This window comes from Halomonas sp. SCS19, from assembly GCF_040147015.1.
Taxonomy (GTDB): domain Bacteria; phylum Pseudomonadota; class Gammaproteobacteria; order Pseudomonadales; family Halomonadaceae; genus Halomonas; species Halomonas litopenaei.
Map to the genome: position 1 here is coordinate 559138 of NZ_JAMSHN010000001.1, position 21888 is coordinate 581025.

Annotated in this window: 19 protein-coding genes; 9 read left to right on the forward strand and 10 right to left on the reverse strand. The window is 60.1% G+C overall.

From position 1 onward, the window contains the following. Positions 1-228 precede the first annotated feature (228 nt). On the reverse strand, positions 229-1425 hold the full coding sequence (locus tag NFH97_RS02185) for an NAD(P)-binding domain-containing protein (protein ID WP_349624350.1): 1197 nt from the start codon (positions 1423-1425) through the stop codon (positions 229-231). A gap of 88 nt (positions 1426-1513) precedes the next feature. Continuing rightward, the gene (locus tag NFH97_RS02190; protein WP_349624351.1) at positions 1514-2059 is read right to left on the reverse strand and encodes a MarR family winged helix-turn-helix transcriptional regulator; all 546 of its coding nucleotides are present in this window, start codon (positions 2057-2059) and stop codon (positions 1514-1516) included. A gap of 511 nt (positions 2060-2570) precedes the next feature. Here NFH97_RS02190 and NFH97_RS02195 point away from each other — a divergent pair. From NFH97_RS02195 to NFH97_RS02210, 4 genes are all read left to right on the forward strand, one after another. Next, positions 2571-2765 (forward strand): hypothetical protein, encoded by a 195-nt coding sequence (locus tag NFH97_RS02195; protein WP_349624352.1) that lies wholly within the window; start codon positions 2571-2573, stop codon positions 2763-2765. Positions 2766-2983: 218 nt separating this feature from the next. After that, complete coding sequence (locus NFH97_RS02200; RefSeq protein WP_349624353.1) at positions 2984-4126, forward strand: TauD/TfdA family dioxygenase; 1143 nt, start codon at positions 2984-2986, stop codon at positions 4124-4126. Then, positions 4127-4714: an HD domain-containing protein gene (locus tag NFH97_RS02205; protein ID WP_349624354.1), complete on the forward strand. Its 588-nt coding sequence runs from the start codon at positions 4127-4129 to the stop codon at positions 4712-4714. Positions 4715-4884: 170 nt separating this feature from the next. Then, a complete protein-coding gene (locus NFH97_RS02210; protein WP_181248556.1) occupies positions 4885-6522 on the forward strand; it encodes a BCCT family transporter in 1638 nt (545 codons plus the stop codon). Between the two features lie 187 nt (positions 6523-6709). Here the strand turns inward: NFH97_RS02210 and NFH97_RS02215 are convergent, their stop codons facing one another. The 4 genes from NFH97_RS02215 to NFH97_RS02230 all read right to left on the reverse strand — a co-directional run bounded on the left by NFH97_RS02215 (position 6710) and on the right by NFH97_RS02230 (position 12252). Beyond that, positions 6710-7648, reverse strand: a complete 939-nt coding sequence (locus NFH97_RS02215; RefSeq protein WP_349624356.1) for a LysR substrate-binding domain-containing protein — start codon at positions 7646-7648, stop codon at positions 6710-6712. Between the two features lie 351 nt (positions 7649-7999). Next, positions 8000-9487, reverse strand: a complete 1488-nt coding sequence (locus tag NFH97_RS02220; RefSeq protein WP_222515378.1) for an aldehyde dehydrogenase family protein — start codon at positions 9485-9487, stop codon at positions 8000-8002. Beyond that, positions 9484-10593, reverse strand: a complete 1110-nt coding sequence (locus NFH97_RS02225; protein ID WP_349624357.1) for a mandelate racemase/muconate lactonizing enzyme family protein — start codon at positions 10591-10593, stop codon at positions 9484-9486. Before NFH97_RS02225 ends, NFH97_RS02220 begins: the two co-directional genes overlap by 4 nt. Further along, positions 10594-12252 (reverse strand): GMC family oxidoreductase, encoded by a 1659-nt coding sequence (locus NFH97_RS02230; protein ID WP_348827788.1) that lies wholly within the window; start codon positions 12250-12252, stop codon positions 10594-10596. A gap of 328 nt (positions 12253-12580) precedes the next feature. On the opposite strand from NFH97_RS02230, the gene NFH97_RS02235 reads away from it, so the two are divergent. From NFH97_RS02235 to NFH97_RS02245, 3 genes are all read left to right on the forward strand, one after another. Continuing rightward, positions 12581-14218 carry a BCCT family transporter gene (locus NFH97_RS02235; protein ID WP_348827787.1) on the forward strand — a complete coding sequence of 546 codons (1638 nt, stop codon included), beginning with the start codon at positions 12581-12583 and terminating at the stop codon, positions 14216-14218. A 104-nt stretch (positions 14219-14322) separates the two neighbouring features. Further along, on the forward strand, positions 14323-14967 hold the full coding sequence (locus tag NFH97_RS02240; RefSeq protein ID WP_213228402.1) for a GntR family transcriptional regulator: 645 nt from the start codon (positions 14323-14325) through the stop codon (positions 14965-14967). A 223-nt stretch (positions 14968-15190) separates the two neighbouring features. Beyond that, positions 15191-16780, forward strand: coding sequence for an ABC-F family ATPase (locus tag NFH97_RS02245; protein WP_124802350.1), 1590 nt, complete (start codon positions 15191-15193; stop codon positions 16778-16780). Between the two features lie 191 nt (positions 16781-16971). On the opposite strand, the gene NFH97_RS02250 is transcribed toward NFH97_RS02245, so the two are convergent. Beyond that, positions 16972-17859, reverse strand: a complete 888-nt coding sequence (locus NFH97_RS02250; RefSeq protein ID WP_349624358.1) for an AraC family transcriptional regulator — start codon at positions 17857-17859, stop codon at positions 16972-16974. 263 nt (positions 17860-18122) lie between these two features. On the opposite strand from NFH97_RS02250, the gene NFH97_RS02255 reads away from it, so the two are divergent. Both NFH97_RS02255 and NFH97_RS02260 read left to right on the forward strand, forming a co-directional pair. Continuing rightward, positions 18123-18998, forward strand: coding sequence for an SDR family oxidoreductase (locus NFH97_RS02255; protein WP_349624359.1), 876 nt, complete (start codon positions 18123-18125; stop codon positions 18996-18998). 48 nt (positions 18999-19046) lie between these two features. Further along, positions 19047-19532, forward strand: a complete 486-nt coding sequence (locus NFH97_RS02260) for a hypothetical protein (RefSeq protein ID WP_349624360.1) — start codon at positions 19047-19049, stop codon at positions 19530-19532. A gap of 130 nt (positions 19533-19662) precedes the next feature. Here the strand turns inward: NFH97_RS02260 and NFH97_RS02265 are convergent, their stop codons facing one another. From NFH97_RS02265 to NFH97_RS02275, 3 genes are read right to left on the reverse strand one after another with little or no spacing between them, the layout of a single operon-like run. After that, positions 19663-20397: an amino acid ABC transporter ATP-binding protein gene (locus NFH97_RS02265; RefSeq protein WP_124802358.1), complete on the reverse strand. Its 735-nt coding sequence runs from the start codon at positions 20395-20397 to the stop codon at positions 19663-19665. 21 nt (positions 20398-20418) lie between these two features. Beyond that, positions 20419-21210, reverse strand: a complete 792-nt coding sequence (locus tag NFH97_RS02270) for a transporter substrate-binding domain-containing protein (protein WP_124802360.1) — start codon at positions 21208-21210, stop codon at positions 20419-20421. Between the two features lie 21 nt (positions 21211-21231). Beyond that, positions 21232-21888, reverse strand: a complete 657-nt coding sequence (locus tag NFH97_RS02275; protein WP_124802362.1) for an amino acid ABC transporter permease — start codon at positions 21886-21888, stop codon at positions 21232-21234.

Sequence of the window (21888 nt, forward strand, 5' to 3'; positions counted from 1 at the left end):
TATTAAGGCTGCATGTCAAGCCAGCATCCCTTCGTTAAAAATGAGTTGATGCATAATCGCGAATCAAACAAAAAAACCTTAGCCCTCCCGCTGAATACAGAAAAAACCCATATTCATTGCTGCTCCGACAAAAAAAATGGCAGGCAGGCGCCCCTTGCCATCTTCTCGGGCATTCACTCACGGTGACGGCCATCCCCCGGATCAGTTCAGCATCCGGCAGGCCCTGCCCTACCCCCGCCGTGCCGCCCTTTCCGCCAGCGTTGCCACCACCGAGCGCACCTGTTCGTAACCGGTCCTCAACAGGAAGGTGGGGGCGCGGCCGTAGCTCTTGATGCCCAGGATATACAGTCCCTGCTCCGGATGGCGGAGCTCCTCGGCGCCGTGGGAGGGTACCGAGCCACAGCTGTGTACGTTGGGATCGATCAACGGAGCCAGACGAACCGGACTCTGGGTGGCCGGATCCAGCTCGAGGCGAAGCTCGGTCAACAGCGACAGATCCGGCCGGAAGCCGGTAGCGACGATGACCTCGTCTACCGGCGGCAGGCTCTGACCTTCCCCGTGGATGAGCAGACCATCGGCCCCCTCCTCAAGTCGCTCGATCCTGACCCCGGGATAGACCTCGATCCTGCCATCGCTCACCAGGCGCTGAACCTCCAGCCCGAGCCGACCACGTTCCTCGAGAGGATCGTCGGCGCACCCGCAGAACATCCTGGCCAGTGAATCACCACGGATCGCCCACAGCACCCTGGTATCCGGGGCTGCCTCGCCAAGCTCGGCCAGATCGCGGAGTAGATTGAAGGCCGAATGCCCGGCGCCGACCACCAGCACACGACGGTTGGCGTAGCGATCGCGCCCCTCCTTCAGCACCGCCGGCAGACCGTAGGTCACTCGCTGTGCCCGTCGCGCTTCCCCCAGCGCTGGCATGCCGTGGGCTCCCATCCAGTTGGGCTGGCCGAAGGTACCGGAGGCATCTATGACAGCATCGGCCAAAAGGTCGCGCTCGCCATCGGGGGCTTCGATCCTCAGGACGAACGGCGCCTCGAAGCGCCCCTTGTCCTTCAGCACATCGATCCCGGACCGACTCACGCCCACAACTCTACTTTGCAGGTGTACGCGGTCTCGGAGCTCAGGCAGGTTCGCCAGCGGCTCCAGATAGTGCTCCACAAGCTCCTGCCCGGTCGGGCAAGCATTGCCGCCTGGTGGCTGCCATCCCGAAGCCTTCAACAGTGTGGCAGCGTGATCGTCGAGGTTGCATTCCCAGGGCGTGAACATTCGCACATGCCCCCACTGCCGCAGATGCTCACCGACGCCCGTACCCGCTTCGATGACTACCGGATCGAGTCCATGCGCTAGCGCATGGGCGCAGGCGGCGAGCCCGATGGGGCCACCTCCGATAATCGCGATCCTGCCGCTTGCCTGATTCATCTATCGCTCCTTCAATGAGTGGCATCTAGGCGGGAGTGCCTCGAACCCGACATAAGTTGTTAGTACCAACGATATAGGCAAAAAAAACTCAGGTCTCGTCCTCGACAGCACTCAGGGTCCCAGGCCCCGGACCACAGCGCCGTTGCGCGGCCTGGGTCAACTGCCGTATCAGGCTCAGCGCCGCCTGACGCATATCCGGGGTGAGTCCTTCGAGCATCGCCCGCTCTTCAGCGATCAGGTCGGCGCGTATCGTCTGGTACAGCGCTTCTCCCTGCACCGTGGGGCGAATCAGTGCGGCACGTCGATCTACTGGATCAGCAACCCGGTCGACATGTCCCTTGCGTACCAGGGCGTCCACCACGCGACTCGCCGTGCTCTTGTCCAGGTACATTTCGCTTGCCAGCCCCTGCAGGCGCAATGGCCCTTGATGGACCAGGGTCTCCAGGGCATAGCACTGGGCCACCGAGAGGTCATAGCCGCAGATGCGATCGCGATCTCGAAACTGGTGGACCCGAATCAGCTGATTGAGTGCGTCATAGAGCGCTCGAGCATCCCGATCGAGGTTCTCGCCGCTCGGGAGGTCGAGAGGGTTGTTGCTATCGCTTTGGTTGTCGCTATCGCTTTGGAGAGGCATCGTGTCTCAGGCAGTTTAGTTGGTACCTGCAACGTAAATGACGGCCCTGCGTGGGTCAAGCCGCTCTCTTGCCCCTCCTTCTCCCCTTTTCTTCACACCGGGCGCCTGTTGCCGGTCCTGCGCCCCCCGGGCCGAGCTACGCACTGATGATTCGATAGCTCCGCGCCTTCGGCGAGCGGCATCGCCATATAGAAGGGAACGAGAGAACGCTCAAGCAAGCTGCTACGACCTCATTGACAGCCGGTCACCTGCGGGATAGGTTGGGGTCTGCGCCGATTTGAATCTCAGCTTGCGGGCGCTTTAAAAAATGCAGCTAAAGCGACGCCAGAGGCCCGCTTTAGCTATTGCTGAGCGGGTTTTTTGTTGCCCAAACACTTTTTATTGCCGAACACGTAACGCCGCCGATTTAAGCACCAACTTGCGGGCGGAATACAAGTGCAGCTAAAGCGGCGTGCGACTCCTAACCCCTGGGTCGGCGCTTGCCGACTCACAAGGGGACCAGGAGACAGACATGACCACTTCCACCCGCCCTGCTCGAAGCCTCACCACCTCTTCCAAGCCGTCCGCCCAACTCAAGACACTGTGTCTGACACAGGACGATCTGGTGCGCGCGGAATTTCACAACGACGTGATTCTTGCGGGTCTCGACAGCCGCTTACGCCACCCCTCGACACCGGATAACACTCGCGACAACTGGCGGCCGTAGAGAGCTGTCGCCTGGAGCCAAATCCAGGTTAGCTTGACGGCCACGAACCCATCTGTGCGTATTACAGCGTCTCCCTCAGGCGTCCGGTACTGCCGGGCGCTTTGCCATCACGGGTATAAAGAAAATGCATGGTGGAGGATAAGCCAGCGCCTCTACTCCGTCGCCGGGAGATGGCTCAGCATGCGCGCCGAACGCTTGCCAGACACCGGAGACCCGCGATGCGAAAGCCAACCTCCCGCCCTGAGTTCGTCATCCAAGAACAGCCCCCGGCCGTCGTTGTCGTCGACGGCCAGCAGTCCCGCGAGGTCAGCCCGCTGTGGCTGCGCGAACGTACCCAGGCGCCGGATCAACTGGAGCCGATGACCCAGCAACGGCTGTTCGACTCCCACGCCATCGACGCGAATCTGGCGCTGACCCAGGCGACCCAGGTCGATGAGCAGCAGGTGGCGCTGGCCTTCAGCGACGGCCATCGCGAGACCTACGATCTGCGCGTCCTGGCCGAGGAACTCGGTGAGAGCGAGCTGTTTCCGGCCGCCGAACCCTGGGACGCCTCGCTCGATCAGAACAAGGTGCGCTTTGACTGGACCCAGGTGCTTGACGACCCCGACGTCTTTCGCGAGTCACTGGATGCCTATCTACGCTACGGCTATCTGGTGCTTTACAAGGTACCCACCGACCCGGAACGCATCCTTCAGGTCGGCAGCCACTATGGCTACGTCAAGGAAACCAACTTCGGTCGCTATTTCGAGGTCTATTCACGCCCCAGCGGCAATGACCTGGCCTATCGCAGCGTGGCGCTTGGTCCCCACACCGACAACCCCTACCGCAACCCGGTGCCGGGTATCCAGCTGCTGCACTGTCTGGTCAACGAGACCAGCGGCGGCCTGTCCACCCTGGTCGACAGCCTCAAGGTTCTCGAGCGGCTACGCCAGGAGACCCCCGAGGGCTACGAGCTACTGAAACATACCCCGGTACGCTTTCGCTTCGTCGACGCTGGCACCCAGCTGGTGACCCAGCGCACCATGATCCAGACCGATGACGACGGTCGCCCCACCGGCGTTCACTACAGCCCGCGCCTGGATGGCCTGCCGCTGCTCTCCGACGCCGAGACACGGCTGTTCCACCGCGCCCGCCAGCGCCTTGGCGAGCTGTTTTCCGACCCGACCTACGAGGTACGCTTCGCGCTCGGCGCCGGCGAACTGATGCTGTTCGACAACAGTCGCGTACTACACGGCCGCACCAGCTATGACAGCAACGAAGGACAGCGCCACCTGCAGGGTTGCTACCTGGATACCGACGGCCCGCGGGAGCGTTTCGCCAGTCTCTTGAAGCAACATGCGTCCATCGAGGAGGTCGCCTGAATGGAAAAGGTCACGTTTCGCCAGATGAAGGACGGGACTCGGGAGGAATACGTCTTTCTCGAGCAACTCGAAGATAACTTCAACCAGGGATTGGTCGACCGCCTGCTGGACGCGCTGCGCCGACTCGAGAACAGCCTGAGCGGCTACCAGGTGACGCGTCTGGAACACTCGCTGCAGTCGGCGGCACGGGCCGAAGCCGACGGTGCCGACGAGGACATGATCGTGGCCGCGCTGCTGCACGATCTCGGTGACGACCTGGCGCCCTACAACCACTCCCAGCTAGCCGCCGCCATCATCCGGCCCTATGTGCGCGCCGAAGTGACCTGGGTGATCCATCACCACGGACTGTTCCAAAAAGTGTACTATGCGCACCACTTCGGAGAGGATCCGCACGAACGCGATCGCTACCGGGACCATCCCTGGTTCCAGAGTTGCGTGGACTTCTGTGAACGCTACGATCAGGCGGCGTTTGATCCGGACTATCCGACGCCACCACTGGAACACTTCGAGCCCATGCTGCGGCGCATCTTCGCTCGCCAGCCCTTCGATCCGGAGGTGATCGGCGAGGAGCATCCGCTGGAGCCATGAGCCACAGGTCTGACGCGGCGGCTCGCCCCGAGCCGCCGCGCCGACAAGGCCGCTCACGGTAGCGGCAGCGGGATCGCCGGCCCGAGGTCCGGCTCAAGAGGACACAGACTATCGCTACTCCAGAATCATCTTCCCCGGGGTCTCCCCCCGACGACAATCCCCACGCGGTAATGGGTACCGACTACAAGGTGACCGAACTCGAACAACGCGGCCCCTTCCAGGGCATGCACCGCGGCATGACGATCACGTCAGGGGCACTGATCCTGCTCTTCGTACTGTTCACCGGTCTCAGTTCCGACACCGCCGCCGTGGTCTTCGGCACCGCACGCGCCTGGATCGAGGGCACCTTCAGCGGCTACTACCTGGTGACCGTGGTCGCCCTGCTGGTGGTCTGCGCCTTTATCGTCTGCAGTCGCTACGGCAGCATCCGCCTGGGCACCGACGACAGCCGACCGGAGTTCAGCAACTTCGCCTGGTTCTCGATGCTGTTTTCCGCCGGCATCGGTATCGGCATCCTGTTCTTCGGTGTCGCCGAGCCGATCTTCTATCTCGATAATACCGACTCCTTCGGCTACCCCAACAACCCCCACGCCGACATGGCCGGGGCCACCGCCATCGGGCATGAGCGCGCCATCGACGCGCTGCGGGTGACGGTCTTCCATTGGGGGCTGCACGGCTGGGCGATCTACGTCATCGTCGGCATGTCGCTGGCCTACTTCGCCTACCGCAAGGGCCTGCCGCTGGCGTTAAGATCGGCGCTTTACCCCTTTATCGGCGATCGCATCTTCGGGCCCGCCGGGCATCTGTTCGACATCTTCGGCGTGCTGGGCTGCGTGTTTGGTGTGGCCACCTCGCTGGGACTCGGCGTCAGCCAGATGGGCGTGGGACTGGAAAAGCTGTTCGGCATCGACGATGGCCTGCCGACCCAACTGGTGCTGATCGCGGTGATCTCGACGCTATCGATCATCTCGGTAGTCAGCGGCGTGCAGAAGGGCATCCGCATCATCTCGGTGCTCAACATCTGGGTATCCGCGGTCGTGATCGGCATCTTCCTGTTCGGCGGGCCGACCCTGTGGCTGATCCAGACCTTCGGCGAGACGCTGGCGGACTACGCCACCGAGGTCATTCCCATGGGCCTGTGGTACGCCGAGCAATCCGGTACCAGCGAATGGCAGCAGGCCTGGACCATCTTCTACTGGGGCTGGTGGCTCGCCTGGGCTCCCTTCGTCGGGCTGTTCATCGCTCGCATCTCCAAGGGCCGCACCCTGCGCGAATTCGTCCTCGGTGTGCTGCTGGTACCGACGCTGCTGGCCTTTGTCTGGCTGGTCATCTTCGGCGGCAACGCCATCCACCAGGAGCTGAACGCCGCCGGTGGCGCTGGCACTGCCGGCATCATGGAGATGGTGCGCGCCTGGGATCTGCCGTCTGCGCTGTTCGCCACCGCGGACGGGATCGTCGGCTCTGGCGTCTTCGGCTGGGTGCTGTCGGCCATGATGGTGTTCCTGCTGATGAGCTGGTTCATCACCTCATCCGACTCCGGCACCCTGGTGCTGACCACCATCCTGTCGCTGGGCGATGACGATCCGCCCAAGCTGTTCCGCGTCTTCTGGGGTGTGGTGATCGGCCTGGTGGCCGCCGTGCTGCTGGTGGTCGGTGGGCTTTCCGCCCTGCAGACCGCCCTGATCGCTGCCGCCCTGCCGGTCAGCGTGGTCATCCTGGTCATGACCCTCGGCGTGCTGCTCTCGCTGTTCCGCGAACCCGGCGATCCCTATCGCCAAGGCTTCCGACTGCGCCCGCGCCGGCGCTGACAGGCCGCCCCGTGCCCACATCGGGCACGGGGTCCTGGGCCCCGCCTCTCTCTATCCTCGTCACCTCTCTTCCTCTCTTCCTCTCTTCCTCTCTGCACCTTTGCCATCACCATGGCGAACGCATCCACGCCCAACGCATGCCCTGCTTTGCGTCAGTGCGTCTTATCAGCCCCGATCTGGCGCCCCCTCAGCGCAACCGCCCCGGGTCTCCCGAGGTGGCACCCTCACCACGATGCACCGCGTCCAGCAGCCAGTCCCTGACCGGCTCCGTGACCGCGCTGCGCTGGTGCTTGACGCTCAGCCAGTAGCCATAGTCTTCCCGCGTAACCTGCGGTCCCAGGGCTGTGAGCTGGCCGGTGACCAGATACTCCTCGACCAGGTTCGACCAGCCCAGCGCCACGCCCTGATGCGCCAGCGCCGCGTTCAGCAACAGCGCGTAGTTGTGGTAGGCGAAGATATCCTCCGCCGGGGGTGGAGTGAGCCCCGCATGGCGGCACCACTGGGCCCAGTCCAGCCAGCGCGGATTCCTGATGTCCTGGTGCAACAGCGAGAGCCGTGACAGGTCCTGTGCTGACAGGGGGCCGGATAGCCCATGTGCCTGCGCGTAGTCAGGGCTGCACACCGGAAAGACCGCCTCCCGGGCCACCAGCCGCCCTTCTTCCTGGGGCAGATAAGGCCCGAAACAAATCGCGATGTCGGCGGCCAGCAGCTGCGGATCGTCCGAGCGGTCGATCGGCATCAGGTGAAAGCTGAAGTCGGGAAAGGCCCGCTTGAGCGCCGGTAGCCGAGGCAACAGCCACAGGTGGGTAAAACCCGCGTCGGCTGCGATGACGACCGTTGGCGCTGGCCCCTGGCCGTGGCGCACGAAGCGATCACAGGTGTCTCTGAGGGTGGTGAGACTCGGCGCCATCTCGCGGTAGAAGCGCTCGCCCTCGACGGTCAGGCTCAGCCGGCCGCCGTGCCGGTCGAACAGTACCAACCCCAGGTATTCCTCCAGCCCCCGGATTCGCTGGGAGATGGTCGGCTGGGTGGTTCGCTCGGCCTCCGCAGCGGCGGTCATGGAGCCGAGCCGGGCCGTGGCCTCGAAGGCGATCAGCGACTTCATGGAAGCGGGGTTGGGGTTCATAGGCAGAAGATGTGATGGGCCGGGTAGTTTGCAGGGACGCCCCTGGGGTGACAGACAGCGGCAGACAATGGCAGATAGCACCAGCCATCCAGTGCAAGGCAGGCGGTTGGCGAGCGCGCCGCGAAGGGTGCGGTGATCTGAAGGGGATATGGTGAGGGAATCGGCAGGAAGATGCCAGGCAAGAGGGGCGCTCGGCCAAGTACCACCTGGCCGAGCGTTTGGCATGGGGAAGACGGGTGAACAGCGCTCGATACCGCACCACCACACGGGTGGCGCGGTATCATTCAGCCGTCCAGGGACGCTAGGCGCTGTCCGAAAAGTCGACGAGCGCAGGCACTTTTCAGACAAGCCCTAGAGCTTGACCGTCACGTTCTTGTTCCTCAGGTAATTGTCGAGTGCCAAAAGGCCCTTTTCTCGGCCAAACCCTGAGTGCTTGGTGCCACCGACCGGTGCGTATATTCCGCCGGCAAAGTACTGGTTGATGGTGACCTGACCTGCATCGATCTCGGCGGCAAGTCTAAGCGCCCTGGCGACATCGCGGCTGTAGACACAGGCGGCAAGGCCGTAGTCGGTGCCATTGGCAATCGAGAGGGCTTCCTCATCGCTGGCGACCACCTGTACCGCCAGGACCGGACCAAAGATCTCTTCCTGCACCAGTCGGTCATCACGCTCCAGTCGATCAATCACGGTGGGCTCAAAGAAGAGCCCCTTGCCGCTCTCAGGGTCACGGGTAACATTTCCGCCACAGCGGATGGTCAAGCCGCGCGCCTTGGCGTCATCGACGAAGGAGGCAATCTTGGCCAGGTGGCCGGCGGAGTTGATAGCGCCGATGTCTCGTCCCTTGAGGCCATGTCCCAATGTCAGCTCCGCCACTCGCGGCAGAAAGGCCTGCATGAAGGCTTCGTGCTGGGACTCGTGGATCACCAGGCGTGAACCGGCGGTGCATACCTGGCCGGCGTTGTAGTAGATCGCCCAGACCATGTCCTCGGCGACCTTGTCGATATCGGCGTCGGCCAGCACCACGGCAGGGGACTTGCCGCCCAACTCCAGCAGCACGCTGGAAACATTGTCGGCAGCCGACTTCATTACCTGCTTCCCGGTCGCAACCGAACCGGTAAAGGTCACGTGCTGAACCAGACGATGGGACGTCAGGGCATCGCCAATATCGTGACCATAGCCGGTCACGACATTGACCACACCGTCGGGCAGGCCGGCTTCGCTGAACAAGGCCGCCATGACCAGCGTGGACAGCGACGTCAGCTCGGACGGTTTGACGACCGCGGTACAGCCGGCCGCCAGTGCCGGGGCGATCCCGCGTACGGCGGTCAACAGCGGAAAGTTCCACGGAGCGACGTGGGCGGTCACCCCCACCGGCTCGCGGCGATTGATCGAGACAAACCCGTCGCCCAGGGGGGTGGTGCTTCCCTCGATCTTGTCGGCTAGCCCTGCATAGTAGGCGAGCTGTGACGCTGCCCCCTGAATATCAGCTTCGGCCTCGGCGTAGGGTTTGCCCGAATCCAGACACTCGATGACCGAGAGCAGTTCGCTATTGCGGCGCACCGTGTCGGCGAGACGAAAGAGGTGCTCGGCCCGGTCGGCAGGCGCAAGGCGGCGCCAGTGTTCGAAGGCACGCTGGCTGCCGGTTACTGCAGCCTCGACGTCTTCCGGGGTGCCCCTGGCGATGTGCGCAATCGTGCTCTCGCTGCCGGGATCGGTAACCTCGATAGTCTCGCCCGAGGTAGACGTATGCCACCGCCCGTCAATGAAGTGCTGCGGCGTAAGGTGCGGCGTCGGATCGATCACGCCGGCTTTCTCGCAAAGAGTCTTGAGTGCTGTCATGTCAATTCGCTCGCTCGGTAGTGGGCGGATTCCAGCCAGTCCTGGCGCACGCGGATGCCCCAGCCTGGCTCGTCGGGGATGGCAACCTTGCCATCCTTGGCCACCGGGAAGTTGTCATAGATGCCGTACTGCCAGGGATAGTAGTCGTCTTCCTCGATGGAAAACTCGAGATAAGGGCCAGCATTGTCGATGGCCCCTTGAAGGTGCAGGGTGAAGATGGTCACCAAGCTGAGATTCGCGGTGTGAGGGGTCACGACACGCCCAGCCTTGCGGGCCATTTCCACCACCTGAAGGGTGCGTGTGATGCCGCCCATATAGCAGATGTCTGGCTGCAGCACGTCGACCACGCGGTCATCGATCATCTTCTGCCAGGCCGGCAGATAGTGATCCTGCTCGCCCCCTGTCACGTCCAGCGACAGCGCGGCCGTGACATGGCGAGTCCACTCCATTTCCCAATAGGGGCAGGGTTCTTCGAAATGCTGGATGCCATTGTCCTGCAGAAGACGCCCTACCTCGATGGCGCGCTCCGGTCGAAAGCAGCTGTTGGCGTCGGCCAGCAGGTCGACGTCAGGCCCCATGGCTCGACGAATGGTCGGGATGATCGCCTCCGTGCGCCCCGGCCATTCATCCTGGTTACGACCGCACTCGGCGCCCACACGAAACTTGAAAGCGTCATAGCCGTGGCGATCACGCAAGCGTAGAAAGCGTTCAGCTTCCTGCTCGGGGGTAATGTCGCGCTTCATGCTGGAGGCATAGACCCTGAGCGGTCGAACCGTACCACCGAGTAGCTCGCAGACCGTCTTGTCATGAGCCTTGCCGAGCCAGTCCCACAGCGCCGTCTCGACACCGCACAGCGCGCGATAGAGATATGAGCCCAGAAACTTGTGCTGGCGTTCCAGCACCAGGGCCACGCTGTCAGCGATATCATCAATCCCGTTGATGTCGCGCCCCTCGAACCAGGGAACCACCTGACGATGCATGATCTCGACACTGATGTCGGCGTTGTAGGTGGACACCTGGCCCACGCCCTGGCTGCCGTCGGCCATGGTGACGCGGACGATACCAACGTCCTCGCTGTAGAAAGATTCGACCTTCTTGATTTTCATCTAAGTGTTCCAGGACTGGCGAATGATGTCGGCGGCCACCTCGGCCACCATCAAGGTGGGGGCTTGGGTATTGCCGGAGGTAATGTTGGGAAAGATGGACGCGTCGACGACCCTCAGGCCCTCGGCTCCGTGAACCTTGAGTGACGGGTCGACGACCGAATTCTCGAGCCGGGTACCCATGGCGCAGCTTCCGCAGAGGTGGTAGATCGACCCGCACGACGCCCGGAAGTCGTCGAGAATGGCCTCGTCACTGTGCATATCGGCGTAACCGCGGTGATCGACCAGGATGTCCTTGAGCGGCCCCGCGCTGGCTAGACTGCGTACCTGACGAAAGGCCGCGAGCAGTTCTGCCTTGTCACGAGCATCGGACAGGTAACGATTGTGAATTGCCGGCGCATCGTCGGGGTCAGCGCTCTTGAGCGTCACGGAGCCGCGACTGTAGGGTCGGCAGACATTGTAGAAAAGCGACACCTCGGCGTGCCGATGCAACACCAGGCGCCCCCCGGCCTCTTCCGGCAGGGCGTAGGAGATGGGATTGAAGAACACCTGCGCCTTGGCGTGACCATCGCCACTCCCTTGCACCGGGTGCTCCCCGTGACCCGACACCCCCGTCCCCTCGAGGGGGACAAAGGCGCCAGCGTGCTTGACGCCAAAGGCCAAGGGACCCTGGCGGCGACTCACGTAGTCCCAGCCAGCCCGCAACTTGCCCGTCAGCCGGCCAAGCGTCACGTTGAGTGTCGGCTCGCGACTCTCGAAGAACAGACTGCCGCACAAATGATCCTGCAGATTCTGCCCAACCCTGGGGTTGTCGATGACACTATCGATGCCCAGTCGAGCCAATGCCTTGGCGTCCCCAACGCCAGAAAGCTGCAACAACTTCGGAGAATCCACCGCTCCGGCACACAGGATTACCTCCTGGCGGGCCTTGATCGTGCGTCGTTCGCCACCGCACGCGACCTCGACACCGACGGCACGTCGCCCCTCGAACACCAGTCGCCTCGCCTGCGTCTGCGTCATCAGCGACAGATTCGAGCGCTTCAGCGCCGGGGTCAGGTATTCCCGAGCGCTCGATGAACGCAGACCGGCCCGAACATTCATGTCGTAGAAGCCATAGCCATCCAGGCGCTCGCCGTTGAAGTCATGATTATTCGGCAGTCCAGACGCGTCACAGGCAGCGAAGAAGGCATGGCAAAGCTCGGGGGCACTATCCCGGGTGGAAAGGACCCCAATGCTGCCATCACGACCGTGATACCTTGTGTCCTCGCTATGGTGTCGCTCCAGGCGCCGAAAATAGGGCAGGACAGCGTCATAGGACCAACGTGGAGAGCTGACCGCAGCCCAGTCATCGAAGTCTCGCCGATCACCACGCACGTAGATCATGGCGTTGATCGCACCGGAGCCACCAACCCCCTTCCCCCGGGGCTGGTAAACCCGCTGCTGCCCCAGCTCGGGCTCAGGTTCGGAGCGATAGCAGTAGTTGTAGCGAGGACTGTTGAAGTGATGGACGAACCCCGCCGGCACCGAGATTGTCGGCGTCTTGCCGCGGGCTCCTGCCTCAATCACCAGCACCTGTCGATCGCAATCCTGTGACAGCCTTTCCGCCAATACACAGCCGGCGGAGCCTGCTCCAATGATGATGATGTCGACCTCTGAAACCATGCGGGCTGCTCCAGCCAGGAAAGGTGATGACTGACCACAATCTAACATTCTAGATTTGGTGTTGTGAAGACACGAAATAGTCATGCGCATCACAACAGCATAGACTTTTGTCGTAGCGAAAAACCTTTAACCAAAACACAACAAACCTTCATATGTTTGTTTTTAATGGAAATTAAAGGGCTCACTCAGTGACATCTCTCGCTCTGACACGACATCACCTTCGCACAGCAGTTGAAAGACAACCCCTAAACTAGCATTTTAGATAGCCACAACACGCCTGCCCCCTGCTTCGACAGGGTTTTTGTTTTCACCTGCAAAGGCTTCGCCCATGCGCTATCAGAAAATAAGAAAGGAAATCGCCGGCATCGATCCAGCGGTGTTCATGCCTGCACTCCTCCTCACCCTGCTACTGGCTCTGGTCTTTTCCCTCTGGCCCGAGCAGAGCGGGAGCCTCCTCCATCAGATTCACGCCTTCACCACCAACGAACTTGGCTGGTTCTTCCTGCTGGCCACCATCGGCGCGATCAGCTTCTGCCTGTATCTGGCGATGTCGCGTTACGGCAAGGTGGTTCTGGGAGACCGCGACACTCGTCCAGAATTCTCGACCCTCACCTGGCTGGGCATGATCTTCACCTCGGGCACCGGCGGTAGCCTGCTGTACCTCAGCGCCGCCGAATGGATCTGGATCATGCAGTCGCCTCCCTTCGGCGCCGAGCCCGGTACTGCAGAGGCGGCACGCTGGGCCAGCGCGTTCGGCATGTTTCACTGGGGCCCCTCGGCATGGGCCTGGTATATCGCCTGCGCGATACCGATCGGCTATGCCATGTACGTCCGCAAGCAACGCAACCTGAAACTCAGTGAACTGACTCGCCCGGTGCTAGGGCGCTGGGCCGATGGCCTGGTCGGTCACGCCATCAACTTTCTGTATATGTTCGGCATCATCGGCGGCGTCATGACGTCGATCGCCCTTGGCACGCCGCTTATTTCGAGCACCTTCGCCTACGCATTTGGCATGCAGGCAGGCAACCCGGTACTCGACGTCTTCGTGATATTTCTGTGGACCGCCATTCCGATGATGGCGCTGATCCTCGGCCTGCAGAAAGGCGTCGCTCGCCTGTCCAATTTCAACGTCCGCCTGGATATTGCCTTGCTGGTGGGCGTCCTGGCGTGTGGCCCGCTGTCTTTCACGCTCAACCAATCGGTAGACGGGCTGGGCCTGATGCTCCAGAACTTCGTCTACATGAGCTTCGCCACAGACGTTATTCGCAATACCGGCTTTCCCCAAGCCTGGACGATCTTCTACTTCTCCTGGTGGGTCGTCTACGCCCTGCCTTACGGACTTTTCATCGCCAAGATATCGCGTGGCAGGACCATTCGGGGAATCGTCTTCGCCGGCCTGGTGGCCGGGTCGCTGGGCTGCATGGTGTTCTACATGGTCTTTCCGGCATTCGGCATCCACCTCCAGACCAGCGGCCAACTGGACCTCATCGCGGTGATGAACGAGGCGGGTCGCGGCGAGGTGGTGAAGGCCATGCTCGAGCAACTGCCTGCCGCAGGACTGTTCATCGTGGTGTTCGGTCTGGTAGCCCTGCTGTCCTATGTCAGCGGTCAATGTGCGGTCGGCTATTCACTAGCCTCGGCGACGCAAAAGACCCTGCTTCCCGAGCAGGAGGCGTCACGCTATAACGCGTCTTTCTGGCTGGTGCTGGTCGGGCTGGTCTCCACAGCGCTCTACTTCCTCAATCCAGAAAGCTTGACGCCACTACAGACGATATCGATCCTGACGGGGTTTCCGCTGTGCTTCGTCATCGCCATCGTTGGACGTAGCTTCATGCTGATGCTGAATCGGGATCTGTTCAACGAAACGGCGGTGCGAGATATCGATGGCAAGAAGTATCTAACGCCGACCACCACTGGCATCGATGCACCAGTCAATACCGGCGCAGTATCGCCAGAACTGGACTAAGTCCACGATCGACAGTAAAACACACGGGCTTGGTGTCATTGGCACCTCGCCCGTTGTCACGGCGGAACGGATACGGTCTAAAGAGCAAGAACAGGAGAAGAAGGATGGCCGACGGTGCCGAGTCGATGTCGCAGCAGGCATATACCATCATCAAGGATCGCGTCCTGAAAGGCACCTATGCCCTGGACCAGAAGATCTCGATCAAGGAATTGACCGAGGGCCTCGGGATTGGACGCAGCCCGGTAGGCGAGGCGTTGAAACGCCTGCAGCATGAAGGGCTGATCACCATTTCACCCAAGAGCGGCAACAGGATCTGGAACCCCACGCTGACCGAGCTTGAACAGCTCATGGCGTACCGAAAGATGATGGAGATTGGCGCCCTGCACATGTCTCGAGATGTGTTATCCCTCTCAGACAGTCTGTTGACCCTGTGCCATCAGATGGATGAAGCCATCTCGAAAGAAGACTGGCTGAGCTATGAAGCGTTCGACTACCAATACCACATGACCTTGATCGAATCTTCCGGCAATCAATACCTCATTGACTCCTATCGCCTGGTAGCAGACAAGATCCGCCTCGCTCGCAACAACATGACCCGCACCTTCGATCTATCCAACGCCGGCCACTACGATATTGCCAACGCCCTGAAGCGCAACACCTTCCTGGCCGAGCGGGAGCTGGACAAGCACTTGACGGTATCACGAGACCGCTTCACCCGTTTACACACGCCCACCAACACACGAGGCTAAACCGAGCCTGCCACCCCTCCCCTCTCACGACGTACCGCCAAGATTCACTCCACGTTTCAAAGGCCTTCCCTGCCCCGCCGGCCGGCAGCTGCCGGTGCCGCCCGGTTCTCGAGTAGCTAGCCACCGGGTCAGACGCGTACAATGCGCCCTCCACTTTGGTCGAAGCCCCTTGCCGTGCCGGCCCAAGTCTCTCATTCATGTTCATCCCGCGAGATACTCTGCCGTGCTCTCTACCGCCAACATCACCATGCAGTTTGGCCCCAAGCCGCTGTTTGAAAACGTTTCTGTCAAATTCGGCCAGGGCCACCGCTACGGTCTGATCGGGGCCAACGGCTGTGGCAAGTCGACCCTGATGAAGATCCTCGGGGGCGACCTCGAGCCGACCAGCGGCCAGGTGATGAAGGACGCCACCACTCGCCTGGGCAAGTTGCGCCAGGACCAGTTCGCCTTCGAGGACGAACGTGTCATCGACACCGTCATCATGGGCAACGAAGAACTGTGGAGCGTGACCGCTGAGCGCGAGCGCATCTACTCCCAGGCCGAGATGAGCGAAGAAGACGGCATGGCGGTGGCAGACCTCGAAGTCCGCTACGCCGAGCTCGACGGCTACACCGCCGAGGCTCGTGCCGGTGAGCTGCTGCTGGGTCTGGGGATTCCGCTTGAGCAGCACGACCAGCCGATGAGTGTGGTGGCACCGGGCTGGAAACTGCGCGTACTGCTCGCTCAGGCGCTGTTCAGCGACCCCGACGTGCTGCTGCTCGATGAGCCGACCAACCACCTGGACATCAACACGATTCGCTGGCTCGAGGACATTCTTCGTGCGCGCTCGTCGACCATGATCATCATCTCCCACGATCGCCACTTCCTGAACAGTGTGTGCACGCACATGGCAGATCTGGACTACGGCGAGCTGCAGCTGTTCCCCGGCAACTATGACGAGTACATGACCGCGGCCACCCAGGCGCGTGAACGTCTGCAGTCCGAAAACGCCAAGAAAAAGGCAGAAATTGCCGAGTTGAAGCAGTTCGTCAGTCGCTTCTCGGCCAATGCCTCCAAGGCCAAGCAGGCGACCTCACGCCAGCGCAGGATCGACAAGATCCAGCTCGACGAGATCAAGCCGTCATCACGGATCAGTCCGTTCATTCGCTTCGAGCAGAACAAGAAGATCCACCGCCAGGCGCTGGAAGTGGAAGCGCTGTCCAAGGCCTGGGACGACAATGTCCTGTTCGAGCGCTTCGGGTTGCGCATCGAAGCCGGAGAGCGGGTCGCCATCATCGGCCCCAACGGCATCGGCAAGACCACCCTGCTCAACTGCCTGGTCGGCGCGATGGAGCCCGATGCCGGTGAGGTCAAATGGACCGATGCCGCCGAAGTGGGCTATTTCGCCCAGGACCACGCGGCGGACTTCGAGGGGGGCGAAACCCTGTTCGAATGGATGCAGCAGTGGACCACCGCCGGTGAGCAGATCGTGCGCGGCGCCCTCGGGCGGATGCTGTTCTCCAATGATGATATCGGCAAGTCGGTGAAGGTGATTTCAGGCGGTGAACAGGGACGCATGCTGTTCGGCAAGCTCTCGCTGCAGAACCCCAACGTGCTGGTGATGGACGAGCCCACCAACCACCTCGACATGGAGTCCATCGAGGCGCTCAACCTGGCGCTCGAGCACTATCCCGGCACCCTGATCTTCGTCAGCCACGATCGCGAGTTCGTCGGCTCACTGGCCACCCGCGTCATCGAGATGAAGGACGATGGCATCGTCGACTTCAGTGGCAGCTACGACGACTACCTGCGTAGCCAGGGCGTGCTCGGATAAGTTACCACTCACACACGCAGGGCGGCGGATGCTGCCCTGCGAGCCGGATTTACCGCCTTCAGCGAGATCACCTCGTGGTCGACCCAATATCGATACCCATCGCAGCGGGCAAGACAATGGCGAGCAGGTATTACGCGCTCGGCGCCCTCGCTTGGGGCTCTCCCCCTGAAACCTGAATGCCTGCCACTTCTCTAGCCCCTGGCAAGCGCCTGGTATTGGCTCCACTGCTTGGGGGACTTTCCATACAGTCGTTTGAACTCTCGACTGAATTGCGAAGCACTTGCGTACCCGACCGCCATTGACGCTTCGCTCACGTTCATTCCCGTAGCAATCTTCATGGCGGCGCTGTTCAGCCGCATCGTTTTCACGAACTGAATGGGTGACATCGTGGTCGCCTGCTTGAATTTCCGATGAAAAACAGCACGACTCATCCCCACATACGAGACGATTTCGTCAATGGTGACAGTTTCATCGAGGCGGGACTGTAAATATTCGATGGCTCTGGCAATCTCGTTGCCGACTCCAAAAGCGAGCCTCGCCGAAGCCCCGGCATCTCCCATCAAAACGGCATAGTACAACTCGCGAAGGCGCCCTTCTCCGAGAACCTCGGTCTGCGTCTTGCTATCACCTAATTGCAACAAGCGTAACAGTGCTTCAGAAAATCCATCATCCCATCGGGCAAGCGATACGCTTTGCGACAAAGAATCCCCACGAGGTTTTTCAGCCCCCGCTGCAGTGCTTTCTACCTGAATAACTATTTCTTTCATCACTTTTGTATTCAGGGAAATAGACACACCCAACAAGGGATCTTCTGGGGAGGCAGCCGGGGTACCTGCCTCGACCGGCAACGAAATGGGGCAACACATGTATTGGCTGCTGTCATACACATATCGCCTGCCATTCACGATGGCTTCCTTGGAACCGCCTACGATCGCGATCACGCTAGGTTCGTAGACGGCAGGAGTACAATGAAGCGCCTCAGTAACACGGAATATCTGAACGCCCGATACCCCCGTTTCCATCACCCCATCTTCGTGAAACTTGCTTTCGACAAGCGCTTTTATCTTGTGCCTGCTCATTCGACAAAACTCGAATAACTTAGTGGAAGAAAACTATCAACCAAAAGAGACAAAGTCAACGAAGTGATACGAATAGGCATGTTTTAGAGATTATCTGGTCTACATTCACGCATGGCCGAGAGTTATCATTGGCACCACAAACTTCAGACACTGTTTGACTAGTCGGTCTGGCTAGAATTGGAGACACGAAAATGTGTACAAAAAAATCCCTAGCGAAGGGCTGGACACCAGATCAACTCGAGTCCCTGCAGGGAAACACCTATGTGATTACTGGAGCCAACTCAGGTACGGGCTTTCAGGCGGCGCGCATTCTGGTGTCCAAAGGCGCCGGGGTGGTGATGATGAATCGTAGTGTCGAAAAATCGGAAGCAGCGATAGCAGCACTGAAACAAGAATTCGGTAGAGAGGTACAAGCAACGTTCGTTCGACTGGATCTTGCTTCGCTTGACTCGGTGCGTAAAGCATCGGCAGAAGTACTGGCAACGCTCCCCCGAATTGATGCCCTTATCTGCAACGGTGCTATTGCACAGGTCGCCAGGCAGGAATTTACTCAGGATGGTTTTGAAAGTCACCTCGGCGTAAACCACTACGGCCATTTCCTTCTTTGTGGACTGCTCTACCAGCGAATCGATGATTCGAACGGGCGCATAGTCGTAGTTGGCAGTGAAGGCTACAAGATGGGCTTAAAAACCATCCAGTTCGATGATATGAACTGGATCAATAATTACCACCCCAACAGCACTTACTGCCATAGCAAACTAGCTCAGATGATATTCGCCTACGAGTTACAGAGAAGAACAACAGAGGCAGGGAAAAACATAAAAGTATATGTGTGCCATCCTGGTGCATCCCGGACTTCCCTGATAAACGAAAAGGCCAATGTGGCGTCACGTTTGATCTTTTCGTTGATGGCAAAATCACCGATGGTGCAAACAGCGGAAAGAGGCGCCTACCCGGAAGTGATGTGTGCCACCACTAAAAACCTCGAACAGCAAGCTTATTATGGTCCTTCCGGCTTATTTAACTGGATAGGGCCAGTCGGAAAATGTGAGATCAAACCATTTGTCTGGGACAGGGCCGTCGCCGAGAAATTATGGGCAGTCTCAGAAAAAGAAACATCTATCGGATGGCAAATATAAAAATCTCGACAAGACGAAAAAACCAGAAAAAACAAGAGAGCAAAAGCAATGCATATCATGACCCTTCCGATCGCGACGGTTCTATTCCTTGCGCCAACCATGGGGGCCAGCGATACGCTACACTTTGGCATCGGCATCGCAAATTACAACAACGAACAGCTACACTACTCGGACAAGGCATTTTACGAAAACTTCAGTGCAGAGCTTGGCGCCCACACAGACTTTGACGACTCATTCATGCTTCATCTGGATGCGCACCTGTACACATCACCCAAGGACCTGCTAGCACGTATAACTCCCATCTTCTACGCCGGCGCAGGGATCATGTTTCTCAAAGGACAAGAAGACTACGGCTTCGAGAACAAGAGCAACAATACCAACGAACGCTGGGGAGTCAGGCTTCCCATCGGCATTGAGCTGATGACGCCGATCGATATTTCGGTCTTCTCGGAGGTCGTCCCGAGCTACGTATTTTCCCCGGATGAAGATTATGAAAGCATCTTCACATCGGGAATACGCTACTACGTGTACTGACACCATTGCCATGGCGAGTATTCAACCGGAGAGAAAGCACTCACCTTGCATGGAAGGCCATGCGTCCCTCTGCTCCAAGCAGGACGCCCCCTGCCGACGCACCGGCAGGGAGGCCTGGCCCTTTGTCAGCTCAGGTAATCTGACCCAGGAAGTTCTGCAGACGTTCGTTCTGCGGGTTGGTGAAGAACCCGGTCGGTTCGTTGATCTCGACGATCTTGCCCGCGTCCATGAAGACGATACGATCGGCCACAGCCTTGGCAAATTCCATTTCATGGGTCACGCACATCATCGTCATGCCCTCCCCGGCCAGATCGATCATCGTATCCAGTACCTCCTTCACCATCTCCGGATCGAGCGCAGAGGTCGGCTCGTCAAACAGCATGATCCGTGGCTTCATGCACAGAGCCCGTGCGATGGCCACGCGCTGTTGCTGCCCACCGGAGAGCTGCGCCGGATACTTGTCGGCCTGCTCGGGGATCTTGACTCGCTCGAGGTAGTGACGAGCGGTCTTCTCGGCTTCGGCACGACTGACCTTCTTGGTCTTCATCGGTGACAGGATGCAGTTCTCCAGCACCGTCATATGAGGAAACAGATTAAAGCTCTGAAACACCATGCCGACGTCTTCGCGTACCTTGGCAACGTTCTTGCCTCCCGCGGTAAGCTCGATCCCGTCGACGACGATCGTGCCCGAATGTATCTCTTCGAGCTGGTTGATGGTGCGGATCAGGGTGGACTTCCCTGATCCGGATGGGCCGCAGATGACGATACGCTCACCCGACTCGACGGACAGGTTGACGTCTGTCAGGGCGGCAAACTCGCCGTAGTACTTCACGACATCCTGCATCACGACAGCTTGTGCAGACATTGGCAGTCCCCAATTATTGGCTTACTTGTTCAGGTAATCCGGAAGCGGCTCACCCAGCCACTCCTGGTGGATGTCGTTCAGGGTGCCATCGGACTTGATCTGGGCGAGGTAGCTGTTGATCTGCTCCAGCAGCTCGTCGGAGCCAGGCGCCACGCTGATTCCCTGGAGCTGGTTGGACAGATCGAGCTTCTTCTCGAAACGGCCACCGGTGACGGCGATCACTTCTCCCATCACTACGTTGGAGGCGCCTAGAAGGTCGACCTGGCCCGACATCAGCGCCTGTACTGCACCGGCACCATCATCGAAGCGACGGATTTCCGTGCCCTCCGGGGCCGCCTCGACGACGCCCTTTTCCTGGGTGGAGCCCCGGGCTACGCCCACGATGTAGTCGGCCAGGTCCGCTTTCGATTCGACTTCCTTGGACGCATCGCCGTACACGGCAATACTGATGGCCGCGTAAGGGTCAGAGAAATCCACCTTCTCAGAACGAGCCGGTGTAATGCCAAGGGACGCCACAAGAACATCGACCTGGCCAGACAGCAGGTAAGGGATACGGTTAGGCCCTGTCACCGGCACGATCTGCAAATCGACGCCGAGGCTTTCCGCCAGTTCAGTTGCCACGGCGGCATCATAGCCATCGGGATTGCCTGAGGTATCGAGCACACCGAAGGGGGGAAAATCAACCAGCATGCCGACACGTAGCTTGCCGGACTCCTGGATGTCGGTGAGTTCAGCAGCGACGGCGGACGCTTGTGTCCCGACGGCCATGAGGGTCAAGGCGGTGCTGGCGACAAGATGTTTTATTTTTATCATCTTTTTATGCTCCTTAGGGGATTATCGAACGGTTGAGAGTCTCATCCGCGCTTCGAGTCGCTTGGCGAACATCGACAGCGGACAACACAACAGAAAATAGAAAATGGCAATCGTGCCGAAGACCAGAATCGGCGAGAACGTGGCGTTGTTGACGATCTGTCCGGCGCGGGTCAACTCGGTGAAGCCGATGATCGAGGCGAGCGAGGTGCCCTTGATCAGCTGTACCGAAAAACCGACGGTGGCGGGCGTGGCGATCTTGATCGCCTGGGGCAGGATGATATGACGCATCCGGTTGACGTAGCTGAGCGCAAGGGCCTTCGACGCTTCGGTCTGTCCACCCGGCACGGCCTCGATGGCGCCTCGCCAGATTTCACCAAGGAAGGCGCTGGCATGCAGGGTGAGGCCCACCGCGGCAGCGGTGAGGGGGCTGACCGGAAAGCTGGACACCGAGAAACCGAAGTAGATCAGGAAGAGTTGCATGAGCAGCGGAGTGCCCCGGAACAACTGGATATACAAGGCTGCAGCAGTGCTCACCATCTTGTAGCCGGAGGTACGCATGGCGGCGATCAGCAAGCCCCCAATCGCGCCGCATCCAAAGGCGATAAGCGACAGCAAGAGCGTCCAGCGCACGGCGGAGGCCATGAAAAGTATGTCGGCGGTCGAGAATTCACGAATCAT